This window comes from Photobacterium chitinilyticum, assembly GCF_004104355.1.
Classification (GTDB): Bacteria; Pseudomonadota; Gammaproteobacteria; order Enterobacterales; family Vibrionaceae; genus Photobacterium; species Photobacterium chitinilyticum.
Genome location: NZ_RJLM01000009.1, coordinates 79734 through 94820, shown reverse-complemented (window position 1 = coordinate 94820; position 15087 = coordinate 79734). Strand labels below are relative to the sequence as shown.

The following is a 15087-nucleotide window of genomic DNA, read 5'->3' as shown; positions in this document are numbered from 1 at the left end:
ACACTCGTTTCTCGTCACTTCCATCTAAACCCCTAAATATTTCTTCAGCGCCTCGTCTTCTGGCTGAGTAAGCATTTGCTTGGTTTCTCCGAATACTCTTATCTTGCCATCACAGATAAAAGCACAGTTACCGGCGATTTTCAGGGCATCTTCCGGACTATGGGTAACCATCAGTACGGTGGTTTGGTGCTCCTTGGCTAGACTTTTTACCAGTTCCAGCATTTCTTTTCGCAAAGCCGGATCCAAGGCGGAAAAAGGCTCGTCCAGCAGCAGTAGCGGCCGTTTTCGGATCAGGCAACGCGCTAGTGCAACTCGTTGTTTTTGGCCGCCGGATAATTGCTCAGGCAGGCGGTCGAGGTATTTCTGGATCCCGACACGGGAAGCCGCCACCACAATATTTTCCTTGTCTTCCCTGCTGAGCCTGAGCCCGGGGTGAAGACCCAGGCCGATATTCTCGAATACGCTCAGGTGGGGAAATAGGTTGTGATCCTGAAACAGGAGCGAGAGCGGTCTTTCGGACGGAAGCTGGCGATTGATTGTCTGGTCGGCAATGGTGAGCGTGCCGCTATCGGGGGGGAGAAATCCAGCCACCATAGCAAGCAGGGTACTCTTGCCAGCCCCGCTCGGGCCTATCAGGGCAACAATGTCACCAGCTTCGACATCGAGATCAAAGGTCAGCCGGGTATGCTCTGCCTGCCGGGATTGAGTCGGTTGAGCGTAGCTGTGGGTTAATTGGTTCAGGGTCAGCATTATGGCGTCCGAATCAGTAATTTTTCAACCAGAGTAAAGATCCCCAGGCTGAGGAGTAACAAAAGTAGTGCAGCAACGGCGGCGGCATCCATCTGGTAGCTGCCTAGCAGCTGGAACAGATACAGCGGCAAGGTCTGAAATCCTTGGCTGCCAAACAAAGCAATAGCACCGAGATCCCCCAGCGACAGAACAAACCCCATAGCCAATGCCTGGGCGATGGGGTTACGCAGTGCTCGCCACTCAACCAGACGGAAGCGGGAGAGTCCGTCCATGCCAAGGCTCTGGCACAGCGGATTATATTGCTGGGCAACATGCAGCATTGGCTGGCTCAGGGTTTTGATCACATAGGGCAGTGCCATCAGAGCATTAACGCCGACAATGACCCAGAAGGCTGCTGCAAAGGCATCGATGTATTGGCGCAGGAGCAGAAATATGCCGGTACTCAGTACCAGTCCCGGTGTGATCAGGATAATGGTGCCGAGCAGTTCAATCCCGTCCGCTGGTAAGTTTTTTTTCTGTAGCCGCCACTGGCGACTGGTAACCAAAATGGCTACGCCGCTAACGAGGGCCGTAAGACAAGACAGCGAGGCTATCTTTAATGAATTCAGGATAGCTTGCCATAGAGCTGGCTCGGCCAGCAAACTGGGGAGCTGGCGGTTGATCCCGGCACCGACTACGGCCAGCAGCGGTGGGAGAACCAACAGCAATGCAAAGCCAATCCATATCCCGTCCCATGCTTTGGTCTGCCAGCTGTCAAACTGGCTCGGCGGCTGACGGGAGGTTGATCCACTGAGGGTTGACAGCGGTTTGGCAAATCGCTGGGTAAATAGCACCAGGCTGCTGCAAATCAGCATTTGCCACAGAGCCAGAATTGCTCCGCCTGCCAAGTCAAAGTCGTAGCGCAGTGCCTGATAGATGGCCAGTTCAATTGTTGTGGCTTTCGGACCGCCCCCCAGCGACATGATCACTGCAAAGCTGGTAAAGCACAGCATGAAGATCAGGCCAATAACATGAGGCAGCTGCTGGCGAAGCCGCGGCCAGGCGATAAAGCGAAATTTGCTCCAGCCCTTGATCCCCAAATGCGTTGCAAGCTGATGCTGCTCGAACGGGATCCCCTCCAGGCTTTGCAGGAGCAGGCGGGTTGCGAGGGGGTAGTTGAAAAACACATGGGCAAGCAAGATGCCGTTCAGGCCGTAGATAGAAAAAGGCAGAGATTGACCGTTGGCATTGAGCCACTCGGCCAGCAGGCCGCTTCTGCCATAGATAGCCAGCAGGCCGAAGACTGCAACCAATACCGGGAGTACCAAGGTCATCGCAAACAGACGCAGTAACAGACCCCGGCCGGGGAACTGACGGCGTGACAGGGCATAGGCGGTCGGGATGGCCGGGATAATACTCAGCAGGGTTGAAAGCAGTGCCTGATAGAAGCTGAAGCCGGAGACATGACGCAGGTAAGGGTCTTGCCAGATCTGCAACGGATTGATCTCGTTGGCCTGGCTGATCAGAGCGATGATCGCGCTCAGTACCAGAGCGATAATAAGCCCGGCAAAGATGATGCCGGGCAGGGTTTGGGTAACGCGTGTATTCAAAGGATTGTGGCCATTATTGGGTCAGGGCATGTTGCCATTCACGGATCCATCCACGACGCTTGGCGGCCACTTCCTCGGCACCGAACTCCAATGACTTGGCAGGTTGTGTTAGCTGCTCAAATCCTTTAGGTAAATCCTGCTTGGTAACTGGATACATCCAGTTACCCGTCGGGATCACAGACTGGAAGTCCGGCGTCAGGATAAAGGACATAAACTGATCGGCCAGTTTCTGGTTCTGACTGTTTTTCAGCTTGGCGGCGACTTCAACCTGCATGTAGTGGCCTTCGCTGAAGTTGGCTGCTTTGTACTTACTCTCGCTGTCGGCAATGATGTGATAAGCCGGTGACGTCGTATATGACAGTACCAGATCTGACTCGCCTTTTAGAAACATGTTGTAGGCTTCCGACCAGCCCTTGGTGACAGTAACTGTTTTTTTCGCCAGCTGCTGCCATGCATCAGTCGCCTTGTTCCCATAGACCGACTTTATCCACAGCATCAGGCCCTGGCCCGGTGTCGAGGTGCGTGGGTCTTGATAGATAATGCTCAGATCATCGCGCTCAACCAGCTCCGCCAGACTTTTGGGCGGCGTTGCCAGCTTCTCGGAATCGTAAACAAATGCGAAGTAACCGTAGTCATACGGCACAAAAGTATCATCGCTCCAGCCGTTTGGCAGGGTGACATGGCTGGTATCGACTTTATGCGTCGTTAGCAGGCCGGTTTTCTTTGCCTCGCTGAGCAGGTTGTTGTCTAGACCCAGCAGAACATCGGCTTGGGTGTTGCTGCCTTCAAGGCGCAGGCGATTGAGGATCGATACCCCGTCGTCCAGAGCGACGAATTCAAGGTTACAGTTGCACTGTGCTTCAAAGGCTTTTTCAATTGCCGGGCCCGGTCCCCAGTCAGAAGCAAAAGAGCTGTAGGTATAAACGGTTAGCGTGTCTGTGGTTGTTGAATCGTTGGTTTCTGTAGTTGCCCATGTTGAGCTTGCTGCCATCGACAGAGTTAGAATCGGAAGTAATTTTTTCACTATGCGCTCCTGATACCCTTGCATCCTGCAAGAGGGAAATAAATCGTATGAGCGGCACAGGGTTGAGAAAGGTGTTCAGCGTCGTGCTGCAACGTTGACAGTTATGGTGGTCAGATTATCTCAATTCCTACGCCAGCATGACCTGGTTCAGGTTCTGTGGGTTCTGCTGTTGCAATCTCAGTCTGGCTTTGTGCTCAGACTCCCCAATGAGAACGATAGCTATTGTAATGCGCTACGCAGTCTGTTGCCAGCGCAATACCACTTTGTGTCGGGTTGGCGGTGTTTCGCCCTAGCGAGCTTCGTTGAGTGTCCAGTCATAGTCGTAGCTAATGCTATTTAGTTCAACATGCTTGCCTTTTCGGTATTGGTTAAGGTGGTTTTGCAGCATGCTCTTGTTACCGAAGTCGATGCTATACCAGTTATAGATAGAGGAAAGGAGCACTTTGCTACCTGTTACCTTGACGCCTTTGGTGCTGTTGATAAACCGGCTGGCACTCTGTTCAAGCAGCTTTTCGCTGTTGTCGGCGGTGAATGCCTCGGGCTGGAGATCCGGGCACCCCAGACTGGCGCAGTTGACGACATAATGAATACGAGCGTCCTGCCAGATCGGACGCAGAATCCGGTGTTCGATATCATTGAGCGACAATGCGTTGTTATTAATGGTGAGCAGCTTTTCGTCCCAGGGACCAAAGCTGAAAAAGCCGCCTAGCTTGGTAATGGATTTCAGCGGATAGTTATCGAGGATCAGCTGAACAGTCAGGGCATTATAAAGGTTCACCCAATAGGCAAACTGCTCGTCTTTGCTATAGCTGCGAGGGTCAGTAGCGGCCAGTTTGCGGATATAGCGGTCAAGATCATATTTGCCGTTGCTTGAAACTGCGTGGTAGCGAAACAGTGTTTGTTGGGGGTGCAGTACCAGATACTTATTTAGTGTGTGCTGCCAAAGTGAGTGGTCGATGGTCGCGGTATTGGCTTCGTTGCTTTGTTGCCAGTAGGGCCACAGCTCGGCTTTGGGTGCAGCGCTGCCAGTGGCGGAAACCAGCAGTAATAAAAGGGTGAATATAATACGCATTCTAAGTCCTTGCGGCCTTGGGGGAAAGTAACTAGATGATATGACCTCGTATCAGCCAGCTTTCTTGCAGCAATCATCGTTCAGACTTTCAGGGTATCCGGTGCGAAATAATTCATTATTAACTAACAGCATAGTAAAGTGCCCCAGCTATAGATGCCGGGGCGCGAGTAAGTATTTACTTGTTAGGCAAGAAAAGCCGGAATTTTACTTTCATACTCGGCAATCTTGTCCTCGTGTTGCAGGGTCAGGCCGATGTTATCCAAGCCGTTGAGCAGGCAGTGACGGCGAAATTCATCAATCTCGAAGCTGTACTGCTTGCCGTTGGCACTCACTTGCATCGTCTCAAGATCGACAGTAATTTCGGCCCCTTCGCTGTTTTCGACAAACTGGAACAGCTCGTCGACTTCCTGATCGCTCAGGCGTACCGGCACCATCTGGTTGTTGATGGCGTTACCATAGAAAATATCGGCAAAACTCGGGGCAATCATCACCTGAATACCGTAGTCGGCCAATGCCCAGGGGGCGTGTTCTCGCGATGAACCGCAGCCAAAGTTTTCACGGGCCAGTAAAATACTGGCACCCTGATAACACGGTGCGTTCATTATAAAGTCCGGGTTTGGTTTCTCGCCGGCATCATCAAGAAAGCGCCAGTCATGAAACAAATGCTGACCGAAGCCTGTCCGGGTCACTTTTTGGAGAAACTGCTTTGGAATTATGGCATCTGTATCGACATTCGCCGCATCCAAAGGAACTACCAAACCTGTATGTTGCTTAAAACCTGCCATTGTCTGTTCCTTCTATTAAGCGGTTGCGGTTTCAAAATCCAGTTCACGAATATCGACGAAATGGCCGGCACATGCTGCGGCGGCGGCCATGGCCGGACTCACCAGATGGGTACGTCCATCGCGCCCCTGGCGGCCCTCGAAATTACGGTTACTGGTTGATGCACAACGCTCTTTAGGCCCCAGGCGGTCGTTATTCATTGCCAGACACATGGAACAGCCCGGCAGGCGCCATTCAAAACCAGCTTCGATAAAGATTTTATCCAGTCCCTCCAGCTCGGCTTGGGCCTTGACCTGTTCCGAGCCCGGCACAACCAATGCCTGGATATTTGCCGCGACCTGACGGCCTTTCGCAATAGCCGCTGCGGCGCGCATGTCCTCGATACGAGAGTTGGTGCAGGAGCCGATGAAGACTTTATCAATACTAAAGTCAGCAAGCTTTTTGCCGGCTTCCAGCCCCATATAGGCCAGCGCTTTTTCGGCTGATGCTTTTTCTACCGGATCACTGAAGTCCTCCGGTGACGGGATTAGCGCGTCAACAGCAATGACTTGGCCCGGGTTTGTTCCCCATGTCACCTGGGGTTTGATGTCTTTGGCATCCAGCGTTACGACGGCATCAAACTCCGCATCATCATCGGTTTTCAATGTTTGCCAGTAGGCAACGGCAGCATCGAAGTTGGCATCAGCCGGCGAGAATTTGCGATCTTTGATGTAGTCGAAGGTGGTTTGATCCGGAGCTATCAGGCCGGCTTTGGCACCCAGCTCAATTGCCATGTTGCATACTGTCATCCGTCCTTCCATCGACAGGTCTGTGATGGCCTCGCCACAGAACTCGACTACATAGCCGGTACCGCCGGCAGCGGTGGTTTTACCAATAATGGCCAGCACGATATCTTTGGCGGTAATGCCTTCTGCCACTTTGCCTTTGACTTCAATTTTCATTGTCTTGGCCCGGGCCTGCTTCAGCGTCTGGGTCGCCAGCACATGTTCGACTTCCGAGGTACCGATACCGAATGCCAGCGAGCCGAAAGCTCCGTGGGTCGCGGTATGTGAATCACCGCATACAATGGTCATACCCGGCAGGGTAATCCCCAGCTCAGGACCCATGACATGGACAATGCCCTGGTATTTGTGGTTCAGGTCATACAGGGTGACGCCGAACTCTTCGCAGTTCTTGGCCAACGTCTCCATCTGGATCTGCGCCATTTTTCCCGAGGCCTTGATGTCTTTGGTCTGGGTCGAGACGTTGTGATCCATGGTGGCGAAGGTCTTGCCGACCTGACGTACTTGGCGGCCTTTCTCGCGCAGGCCGTCGAACGCCTGCGGCGAGGTGACTTCGTGCACCAGATGGCGGTCGATATACAAAATAGGGGTTTCGCCTTCCGCCGCAACGGCAACGTGGGCATCGTATACTTTTTCATAAAGCGTCTTTGGCGCTTTTGTCTGGGTGTTTGACATTGCTCGATTGCTCCTCGTACTTTTTAGGCTTGGCGGATGTAGGCGGCAATCCTGTCGCCCATTTCGCTGGTGCTGAGTGCCGGGGCATCGCCGGCTAGATCGGCGGTTAGCTCGCCCGCTTCCAACGCCTGTGAAACAGCTTGCTCAATAGCTCGGGCGGCTGCTTCCTCGCCTAGGCTATAGCGTAGCATCAGAGCTGCAGATAGAATTTGTGCTACCGGGTTGGCAATGTTCTTGCCTGCGATATCAGGTGCCGAGCCTCCGGCAGGCTCGTACATACCGAACTTGTCCTGGTTCAGGCTCGCTGACGGCAGCATGCCCATGGAGCCGGTGATCATGGCGCACTCGTCGGAGATAATGTCACCGAAGATATTCGAGCACAGCATCACGTCGAACTGAGACGGATCTTTGATTAGCTGCATGGTCGCATTGTCGATATACATGTGGTTTAGGGTAACATCAGGGTAGTCCTTGGCGACTTCCTCTACCACTTCCCGCCACAGGATCGAGCTCTGTAGGACATTGGCCTTGTCAATCGAGTAGACGTTCTTGCCACGCAGCTGCGCTGACTCAAAGGCGATACGGGCAATACGCTCAATTTCGTAGCGGTGGTAAACCTCGGTATCAAATGCTTTTTCCTGCGGACCCTCGCCCTCACGGCCTTTCGGTTGGCCAAAATAGATCCCGCCGGTTAGCTCGCGGACAACCACAATATCGAAGCCGCGTTCAGAGATATCGGCGCGCAGTGGCGAGAAGTTCTCCAGACCACTGTGGATCTGCGCCGGACGCAGGTTACAGAACAGCTGGAAATGCTTGCGTAACGGCAGTAGGGCACCACGCTCAGGCTGATCATTGGGTGGCAGATGCTCCCATTTCGGACCGCCAACGGAACCGAACAGAATGGCATCAGCCTCTTCACAGCCCCTCATGGTTGATTCCGGTAGTGGGCAACCATGATTGTCGATAGCAATACCACCGACATCAAATTCGTTGCTCTCCAGGGTAAAGCCAAACTTTTCCTGGGCAGCGTCCAGCACCTTGTGTGCCTGCTGCATAACTTCTGGGCCAATACCGTCACCCGGTAGAACGGCAATTTTATATGTACCTGCCATGGTTATACTGTCTCCATATGGGATTTTTGTTTAATTTCTGCAATTTGATCAGCACGATAAATACTGTTGATAACGTGAAGCAATGCCTGGCCGGAAGCCTCGACAATATCGGTTGCCAGGCCGGTTCCGTGATATTTCCGGCCTTTGTAGTTGGCGATAATGTCGGCCTGGCCTAGCCCGTCTTCACCCTCGCCTTTGGCGGTCAGGTCGAATTTGTCCAGCACGATTTCGTAACCGGTCAGGCGATAGATACACTGGTATAGCGCGTCGACCGGCCCGTTACCGACAGCCGCCTCGCATTTTTCTTCCTCGCCGCACTGTAATTTGATACTGGTGGTCGCCATTACGCTGCCAGACTGAACACTTAGGTAGTTAAGCTTGAAGAAGTCATCTTCCTCGCGCAGGTTGGCAAAGTGCATTAACGCTTCAAGGTCGTAGTCGAATACCTGCCCCTTGCGGTCGGCAAGCTTCAGGAAGTCGGCATACAGTTCGTCCAGGTTGTACTCGTTTTCGGTGTAGCCCAGCGTATCCATGTGGCTCTTGACGGCAGCTCGGCCGGAGCGGCTGGTCAGGTTTAGTGCTTGGTTCTTAAGACCAATTGACTCTGGTGTCATGATCTCGTAGGTATTTTTGTTCTTCAGCATACCGTCCTGGTGGATCCCCGAGGAGTGGCTGAAGGCATTGGCACCGACAATCGCCTTGTTGGCCTGAATCGGCATATTGCAAAGCTGGCTGACCATCTTGCTGGTGCGGTGGATCTCGTCGTGTTTGAGGTTGGTATGGACCCCCAGGAAGTCGGCGCGGGTTTTTATGATCATCGCGATTTCTTCCAGCGAGCAGTTACCGGCGCGCTCACCGATACCATTGATGGTGCCTTCGACCTGGCGGGCACCGGCCTGGACGGCGGCCATCGAGTTGGCGACCGACATGCCAAGATCGTCATGACAGTGGACAGAGATAATGGCTTTGTCGATATTTGGTACACGATCGAACAGTTGTGAGACGATGCCGCCAAACTCGTTTGGCAGGGTGTAGCCCACGGTATCCGGAATATTAATTGTATTGGCACCGGCAGTGATCGCGGCTTCTACCATTCGGCACAGGTTATCAATTGGGGTGCGGCCGGCATCTTCGCAGGAGAACTCGACATCGTCGGTATAGTTGCGGGCCCGTTTGACAGCGGCAACCCCCATTTCGATCACATCGTCATAGCTGCGGCGCAGCTTGTCCTGAACGTGGATGGTGGAGGTCGAGATGAAAGTATGGATTCGGAAGGCTTCGGCAACTTTAAGGGATTCGGCAGCGACATCAATGTCTTTGGCGACGGCACGGGACAAGGCGCAGACCCGGCTGTTTTTGATGTGCTTGGCAATGGTCTGCACCGATTCAAAGTCTCCCGGGGAAGAGATCGGAAACCCTGCCTCGATGACATCCACGCCCATTCGCTCCAAGGCGTAAGCAATTTGCAGCTTTTCCTTTACCGTTAAGCTGGCGGAAAGAGCCTGCTCACCGTCGCGCAACGTGGTATCGAAAATAATGACCTGATCTTTCATTGCTACTTCCTTATGTTGGCCCGCCTATCCAGGCGTTGTCTGCATCCGCTTGCGCTGGCTCTCTATATAAAAAAACCCGCGCTTTCTGCGCGGGTTTTTGAATTCTTGGTGGTGTTTCTCACCCATCAGCTACCCGCGCGAATTATTCACGATAATGAGGAGGCTAAGGAGTAGAAAGAAACGTTTTTTCATTTTTTAAATGATATCCACAAATTTGATTAACAAATGAATACCAAATAGACAGGTTAATCGTCAACCACTAATTGAATATATATTTTGCCAATATGTTTATTTGCATGATTTTAAATGAATTTATTCTTTTGCTTAATCAGTATGTCGATGGCGGTTGGTATGGCGGCAATGAATGAATGGTGAAATATTATTGTGTCGAGGTATTTTCCTTTCAATATTTGATAACAGAACAACGGTGAGAGGACGCACACGGCAGAATCTTTATCCTGATATAAAATTAATCAAATGATTAATTTGGTGTGAATAAATTCGGTACAGCCGGATAAAGTACTGAAGTAAATTATTAATCAGGTGATTAATTAATTTAGCAGCAGAGTGACTATGACAGGAAAAGCAGGCCGCCCCAGCGGGGATTCCGACGCCAGGGAAAGATTGATCACAGAGGCAAGAAAGCTCTTTGTTGCCCTTCCTTACAGCAAAGTATCGACCCGGATGATTGCATCCCGGGCGGATGTCAATGTGGCACTGATCCGCTACTACTTCGGTAACAAGGCTGGCCTGTTCGAGACCATGCTGCGTGAAACACTGGAGCCTATTCGTGCTCAATTGAAACGCGTGATCAGTGTCGGTGATGTGGCTAGTGTGGGCGATCTGATGCGGACCTATTATCGCATTATGGCACCAAGCCCTGATCTGCCGAAGCTGATTGTACGTACGATGATGATGGAGCCCGGTGACTTACAGCGGCGAGCGATGGAAAGAATTTTTAGCGAGATCGCTTTTCCTGCTGAAGATCTGATGTTTAGCAAGATGGTCCGGGCCGGGGTATTACGCGATGACGTGTCTCCGAAGATGGCGAGGATGACATTTATCAGTATGATGGTGTTCCCTTTTCTGGCTCCACCCGCCTTGCTTGGGATCCAGGGAATTGAATTAAATGAAGAATGGTTAATGGAGCTGGCTGATCACAATGTCAATGTGTTGCTCCACGGTATTTTAGCGCAGGGAGGCCGTACCAATGACGAAGCTCAATAGAAAAATCTTGATCCTGCCTGCGGTATTGGTGGGTGTGGCTGTGCTGGTACTGGCGATTAACCTGCGCTCGACCCCGGCGATAAAACCGGTGCTGAATAAGGCGCGGCCTGTCGATGTGATTAGCTTACAACAGCTACCGCTGGCACCTATGGTAACAGGGTTTGGCCGGGTTAAACCCAAGGTAGAGTGGCAGGCTATTGCTGAGGTGTCCGGCAAGGTGGTGTATCGTCATCCCGGGCTGGAGAAAGGCAGGGTGCTGGATGCCGGAACGACATTGCTGAAAATTGATCCGTTGGATTACGAACTCCGTCTGGCCCAGGCCGAAGCCGATGTCAGCTCAAGTCAGGCTCAGCTAGCCAAGCTGACCCAGGAAGAGCAGAACCTGAAAACGACGCTGAAGATTGAAAAAAATCGTCTGGCAATCAGTCAAAAAGAGCTAACCCGTAAGAAAGAGCTACGAGGCAAAGGGTTAACCTCGCAGTCTGCCGTCGACTTAGAACTGCAAAATACCCTTGCTAGCAAGAAAGTAGTTCAGGATATCCAGAATCAGCTGATTGTATTGCCGAATGAGCGCAAGGTGACGATTGCGCAGCTGGATGTCAATCAATCTCGGGTATCTGAGGCCAAGCGTTCACTGGAAAAAACGATAATCACCCTGCCGATTGATGCCCGGATTTCCAGTGTCGATATCGAGCAGGATCAGGTGGTCAACGCCCAGCAGAGTATGGTGATTGCCCATGGAATTGATACCGTGGAAATTGATGCGCAGGTGGCGTTGCATGATATGCAGGTACTGGCGTCGAGCCTGACCCAGTATACAGCCCATGCCGATGGTCGTCCGCGGGCTGATCAGCTTGATTTAACCGCGAGTATCCGGCTTTCCAGCGGCAGCTTCCAGCAACAATGGCCAGCAAGGGTGACCCGGATCAGCGATACGGTCAGTGCCAATCAGGCAACGGTCGGGGTGATCCTCGAGGTTGATCAGGATTACAGCCAGCTTTCCCCGGAAGATGCGCCGCCATTGGTTAACGGGATGTTTGTCGAGGCCCGCTTGTCCGGTCAGGACAATGCCCATTGGGTGATCCCCGAGCGGGCGCTTCATGGTGATAAGATTTATCTGCTTGACGAGAATAATGCGTTGCAGATCCAGCAGGTGAACGTATTGTTCCGTCGAGCCGGCAAAGTAGCCATTGGTGGCGAGCTATCATCTCAACAGCAGCTTGTTGTCAATGATCTGCTGCCAGCCGTTTCCGGCATGGCACTTCAGGTTGTGACTCGAAATGGCACGGCCGTGAACAGCAAAATAGATGAGGAGCCGGCGTTATGATCCGCTACTTCTCCCGTCATCCAACTGCGGCCAACCTATTGATGCTGGCCTTGCTGATCTTTGGTTTTGTATCACTGCCGCAGATCAAGCGGGAAACCTTTCCTGAATTTTCACCGCCTTACATCATCGCTTCTGTTGTTTACCCAGGCGCTTCGCCGCAGGAAGTAGAAGAAAGTATCTGCATGCGGATGGAGGATGCCGTTGATGGGCTGGCCAATATCGAGGAGACCCGCTGTGAGGCGGTCGAGGGTTCGGCCTCGCTGGTTCTCAAGTTGACCAGCAGCGATGTGGTATCGCGGATGCTGGTAGATGTCCAGACCCAAATCAATGCCATCAATGATTTTCCGACTCAAATCGAGTCGCCGATTGTCCGCGAACTTGACTGGAACGAGCCGGTGGTTGATGTCGCGATCAGTGCCGATACCAGCTGGCCGCACCTGAAAGCCTATGCCGAGCAGCTGAAACGTAAGCTGAAGCTAGATTATGGCGTGTCCTTGGTCGATGTTGCCGGATTCTCCGATCATCAGCTCCGGGTTGAACTGAAAGAGGCATCATTGCGCCAGCTTGGCCTCAGTGTCGGTGATATTGCAGATCGCCTGGCTCGCCAGAACTTGAAGCTACCCAGCGGCAATATTGAGCTGGCGGAGAAAAACTTGCTGATCCGGTTTGATGAGCAGAAGATCACCCCGGATTCACTGGCCGATACCGTAATAGGTGCTGACAGCGATGGTGCCCTGCTCAGGTTGGGAGATATTGCAACGATTACCGACCGCTTCGAACTGGATGAGCAGAAGGTACTGTTTGATGGTCAGCCATCGGCGCTGCTGAAAATTAGCAAGAACAAGGCCGATGATGCCTTGCGGATCAAAGAGCGGGTGGTTCAGTTTGTCGAGGACGAAAACAAGGTCGCCCCCACCGGCGTGACGCTTAATCTGACGAACGATATCTCCTCGGTATTGTGGGATCGCCTGACCATGATGGTGAAAAATGGTTGGCAGGGTGTCGTGTTGGTATTTGCCACCATGTGGTTGTTTTTCACCTTCCGTTATTCGTTCTGGGTCGCAGCCGGTTTGCCGGTGGCCTTCCTCGGTAGCCTGTTCCTGATGGCCGGACTGGGCCTGTCGATCAACATTATGTCTCTGGTCGCCCTGCTGATGGCAATTGGTATCATGATGGACGATGCCATCGTGATTGCCGAGTCGATAGCGGCCCACCTTGAACGGGGACTGTCGGTACCGGATGCCGTCTCCGAAGGGGTGAAGAAAGTCTTCCCCGGTGTGCTTTCTTCCTATCTCACCACGGTGTGTATTTTTGGCAGCTTGTTGTTTCTCGAAGGCGAAATGGGGGCCGTCCTGAAGGTCGTACCGATGGTACTTATCCTGGTACTGACAATCAGTTTGGTTGAAGCCTTTTTGATCTTACCGAATCATCTGAGTCATTCGCTGCAAAAACAACGGGCGAGAGGCAAGCACGAGCGGCCACCGTTGGCCTTTAAGGCGCGCTTTCTCAAGCGTTTTGAGACGTTTCGCAATAACCAATTGGTGACCGCGGTGGATGCCGTGGTGCGCTGGCGTTATCTGTTTCTGGGTAGTGTGATTGCGATGCTGCTGATTTCTTTTTCCTTGCTTGCCGGAGGTGCACTGAAGTTTGTCGGTTTCCCCGAGCTGGACGGTGATATTGCCGAAGCCCGGGTGATCCTGCCTCCGGGGGCGTCGCTGGCACAGACAGAGTTGGTTGTCGGGAAAATTATAACCGCAGCGGAGACGCTTAACCGCAAATGGAGTGACGAGCAGGAAGATGGTCGGACGTTGGTCGAGCACATTACTGCGCAATATAACTTCAATGCCGATGCCGACGAAAGCGGCCCCCATGTGGCAACTGTGCGGCTGGATATGCTGGGAGCAGAATCGCGCAACAGCTTGATAGACGAGTTCATTGCAGCCTGGCGTGAGGAAGTCGGGGTGATTGCCGCGCCAGTGTCGATGGTGTTCAAGCAGCCGATGGTCGGGCCGGGTGGCCGGGCGGTTGAAATTAGGATGCAGCATGATGATCTCGAGCAGCTCAAAGGGGCATCGATTGAGCTGCAGCAGTTCCTCAACGAGTTCGACGGCGTTTCCGGTGTGCTGGATGATATGCGGATGGGCAAGCAGGAAGTCTTGGTTAAGCTACGTCCGGGAGCCGAGAGCTTCGGCATTGACGGCCAGATGATAGCCTCCCAGCTGCGCGCAGCCTATTTTGGCCAGACTGCCGATGAAATTCAGATCGGCCCGGAAAATATTGAGGTCGAAGTCCGCTTTGACAAGCAGGAGGCAGCCAACCTCCAGACGCTGGCCAGCTTCCCGGTGATCCTGGGTGATGGTAGCCAGATCCCGCTGGCCTCGATTGCGATGCTGGAGTACCAGCGTAATTTTGTCCGCATTCAACGGATCAATGGGGTCAGGACCCTGATCGTCTTTGCTGATCTCGATAGCAGCAAGATTAGCTCGACGGAAATTACCCGTCAGTTCCGTGACCGGCTAATGCCTGAGCTGCAGCAGGGTTATCCGGGCTTGCGTTTCGACTTTGAAGGTGAGGCCAAAGATACGGCGCAAACCGGCCAGTCGATGGGTATCGGTTTTATGCTGGGAATTTTTGGGGTGTTTGTGATCCTCAGCTACCAGTTCCGCAGTTATTTGGAGCCGTTTGTGGTGCTGCTGGCAATTCCGCTGGCATTGATAGGGGTATTCTGGGGGCATTGGCTGTTGGGTTATGCGCTGAGTATGCCGAGTATTATGGGTTTTGTGTCTCTTGCCGGTGTCGTTGTCAATGATTCAATATTGCTGGTGCAGTACATTCGTCATCATGTCGATGAGGGCGAGAGTGTTCATGATGCGGTAGTGAAAGCGAGTCGGGAGCGCTTCCGTGCGGTATTTCTGACATCACTTACCACCGCTGCAGGTCTGCTACCGTTATTGCTGGAAACCAGCCTGCAGGCTCAGGTTATCCAACCGCTGGTGATTTCGATAGTGTTCGGGATCTTCACTTCGACTTTGCTGGTGCTATTCATGATCCCGGCTGCCTATGCCATCCTCGCCGACTTTAACTTGGTGCGAAAGCATGAGGAGTTGGTGCCCGTTTAATAGCGTACTATTCTCGCATTGTTCAACGGGGCCAATTGGCCCCGTTTTTTATACTCATCTTTTATAGTTTGGAG

11 protein-coding genes and 1 riboswitch are annotated in these 15087 nt (G+C 52.7%); of the genes, 3 read left to right on the top strand and 8 right to left on the bottom strand.

Translation table 11 applies throughout. From position 1 onward, the window contains the following. Nucleotides 1–24: 24 nt before the first annotated feature. From thiQ to leuA, 8 genes are all read right to left on the bottom strand, one after another. Nucleotides 25–750, bottom strand: coding sequence for a thiamine ABC transporter ATP-binding protein (gene thiQ, locus EDI28_RS18885; RefSeq protein ID WP_128785443.1), 726 nt, complete (start codon nucleotides 748–750; stop codon nucleotides 25–27). After that, nucleotides 750–2339, bottom strand: coding sequence for a thiamine/thiamine pyrophosphate ABC transporter permease ThiP (gene thiP, locus EDI28_RS18880; protein ID WP_128785442.1), 1590 nt, complete (start codon nucleotides 2337–2339; stop codon nucleotides 750–752). The genes thiQ and thiP overlap by 1 nt, the downstream gene beginning before the upstream one ends. 13 nt (nucleotides 2340–2352) lie before the next feature. Next, complete coding sequence (thiB, locus tag EDI28_RS18875) at nucleotides 2353–3330, bottom strand: thiamine ABC transporter substrate binding subunit (RefSeq protein WP_128785487.1); 978 nt, start codon at nucleotides 3328–3330, stop codon at nucleotides 2353–2355. A 140-nt stretch (nucleotides 3331–3470) separates the two neighbouring features. Beyond that, nucleotides 3471–3579, bottom strand: a riboswitch (TPP riboswitch). Nucleotides 3580–3652: 73 nt separating this feature from the next. Beyond that, the gene (locus EDI28_RS18870; protein ID WP_128785441.1) at nucleotides 3653–4435 is read right to left on the bottom strand and encodes a DUF547 domain-containing protein; all 783 of its coding nucleotides are present in this window, start codon (nucleotides 4433–4435) and stop codon (nucleotides 3653–3655) included. A gap of 182 nt (nucleotides 4436–4617) precedes the next feature. Continuing rightward, nucleotides 4618–5220, bottom strand: coding sequence for a 3-isopropylmalate dehydratase small subunit (gene leuD / locus EDI28_RS18865; RefSeq protein ID WP_128785440.1), 603 nt, complete (start codon nucleotides 5218–5220; stop codon nucleotides 4618–4620). Nucleotides 5221–5235: 15 nt separating this feature from the next. After that, nucleotides 5236–6675: a 3-isopropylmalate dehydratase large subunit gene (gene leuC, locus EDI28_RS18860; RefSeq protein ID WP_128785439.1), complete on the bottom strand. Its 1440-nt coding sequence runs from the start codon at nucleotides 6673–6675 to the stop codon at nucleotides 5236–5238. A 23-nt stretch (nucleotides 6676–6698) separates the two neighbouring features. Then, a complete protein-coding gene (gene leuB / locus EDI28_RS18855) occupies nucleotides 6699–7787 on the bottom strand; it encodes a 3-isopropylmalate dehydrogenase (RefSeq protein ID WP_128785438.1) in 1089 nt (362 codons plus the stop codon). 2 nt (nucleotides 7788–7789) lie between these two features. Further along, nucleotides 7790–9340, bottom strand: coding sequence for a 2-isopropylmalate synthase (leuA, locus tag EDI28_RS18850; protein WP_128785437.1), 1551 nt, complete (start codon nucleotides 9338–9340; stop codon nucleotides 7790–7792). A 573-nt stretch (nucleotides 9341–9913) separates the two neighbouring features. On the opposite strand from leuA, the gene EDI28_RS18845 reads away from it, so the two are divergent. The 3 genes from EDI28_RS18845 to EDI28_RS18835 are packed head-to-tail and all read left to right on the top strand — an operon-like array spanning nucleotide 9914 to nucleotide 15013. Next, nucleotides 9914–10567: a TetR/AcrR family transcriptional regulator gene (locus tag EDI28_RS18845; RefSeq protein WP_128785436.1), complete on the top strand. Its 654-nt coding sequence runs from the start codon at nucleotides 9914–9916 to the stop codon at nucleotides 10565–10567. Continuing rightward, a complete protein-coding gene (locus tag EDI28_RS18840; RefSeq protein ID WP_128785435.1) occupies nucleotides 10551–11894 on the top strand; it encodes an efflux RND transporter periplasmic adaptor subunit in 1344 nt (447 codons plus the stop codon). The genes EDI28_RS18845 and EDI28_RS18840 overlap by 17 nt, the downstream gene beginning before the upstream one ends. Next, the gene (locus EDI28_RS18835) at nucleotides 11891–15013 is read left to right on the top strand and encodes an efflux RND transporter permease subunit (protein ID WP_128785434.1); all 3123 of its coding nucleotides are present in this window, start codon (nucleotides 11891–11893) and stop codon (nucleotides 15011–15013) included. The genes EDI28_RS18840 and EDI28_RS18835 overlap by 4 nt, the downstream gene beginning before the upstream one ends. Nucleotides 15014–15087: the final 74 nt, after the last annotated feature.

Excerpts from the sequence above, each read along its gene's own strand:
- thiQ (WP_128785443.1), bottom strand. The coding sequence starts at position 750 with ATGCTGACCCTGAACCAATTAACCCACAGCTACGCTCAACCGACTCAA.
- thiB (WP_128785487.1), bottom strand. The coding sequence starts at position 3,330 with ATGGCAGCAAGCTCAACATGGGCAACTACAGAAACCAACGATTCAACA.
- EDI28_RS18870 (WP_128785441.1), bottom strand. The coding sequence starts at position 4,435 with ATGCGTATTATATTCACCCTTTTATTACTGCTGGTTTCCGCCACTGGC.
- leuD (WP_128785440.1), bottom strand. The coding sequence starts at position 5,220 with ATGGCAGGTTTTAAGCAACATACAGGTTTGGTAGTTCCTTTGGATGCG.
- leuC (WP_128785439.1), bottom strand. The coding sequence starts at position 6,675 with ATGTCAAACACCCAGACAAAAGCGCCAAAGACGCTTTATGAAAAAGTA.
- leuB (WP_128785438.1), bottom strand. The coding sequence starts at position 7,787 with ATGGCAGGTACATATAAAATTGCCGTTCTACCGGGTGACGGTATTGGC.
- leuA (WP_128785437.1), bottom strand. The coding sequence starts at position 9,340 with ATGAAAGATCAGGTCATTATTTTCGATACCACGTTGCGCGACGGTGAG.
- EDI28_RS18845 (WP_128785436.1), top strand. The coding sequence starts at position 9,914 with ATGACAGGAAAAGCAGGCCGCCCCAGCGGGGATTCCGACGCCAGGGAA.
- EDI28_RS18840 (WP_128785435.1), top strand. The coding sequence starts at position 10,551 with ATGACGAAGCTCAATAGAAAAATCTTGATCCTGCCTGCGGTATTGGTG.
- EDI28_RS18835 (WP_128785434.1), top strand. The coding sequence starts at position 11,891 with ATGATCCGCTACTTCTCCCGTCATCCAACTGCGGCCAACCTATTGATG.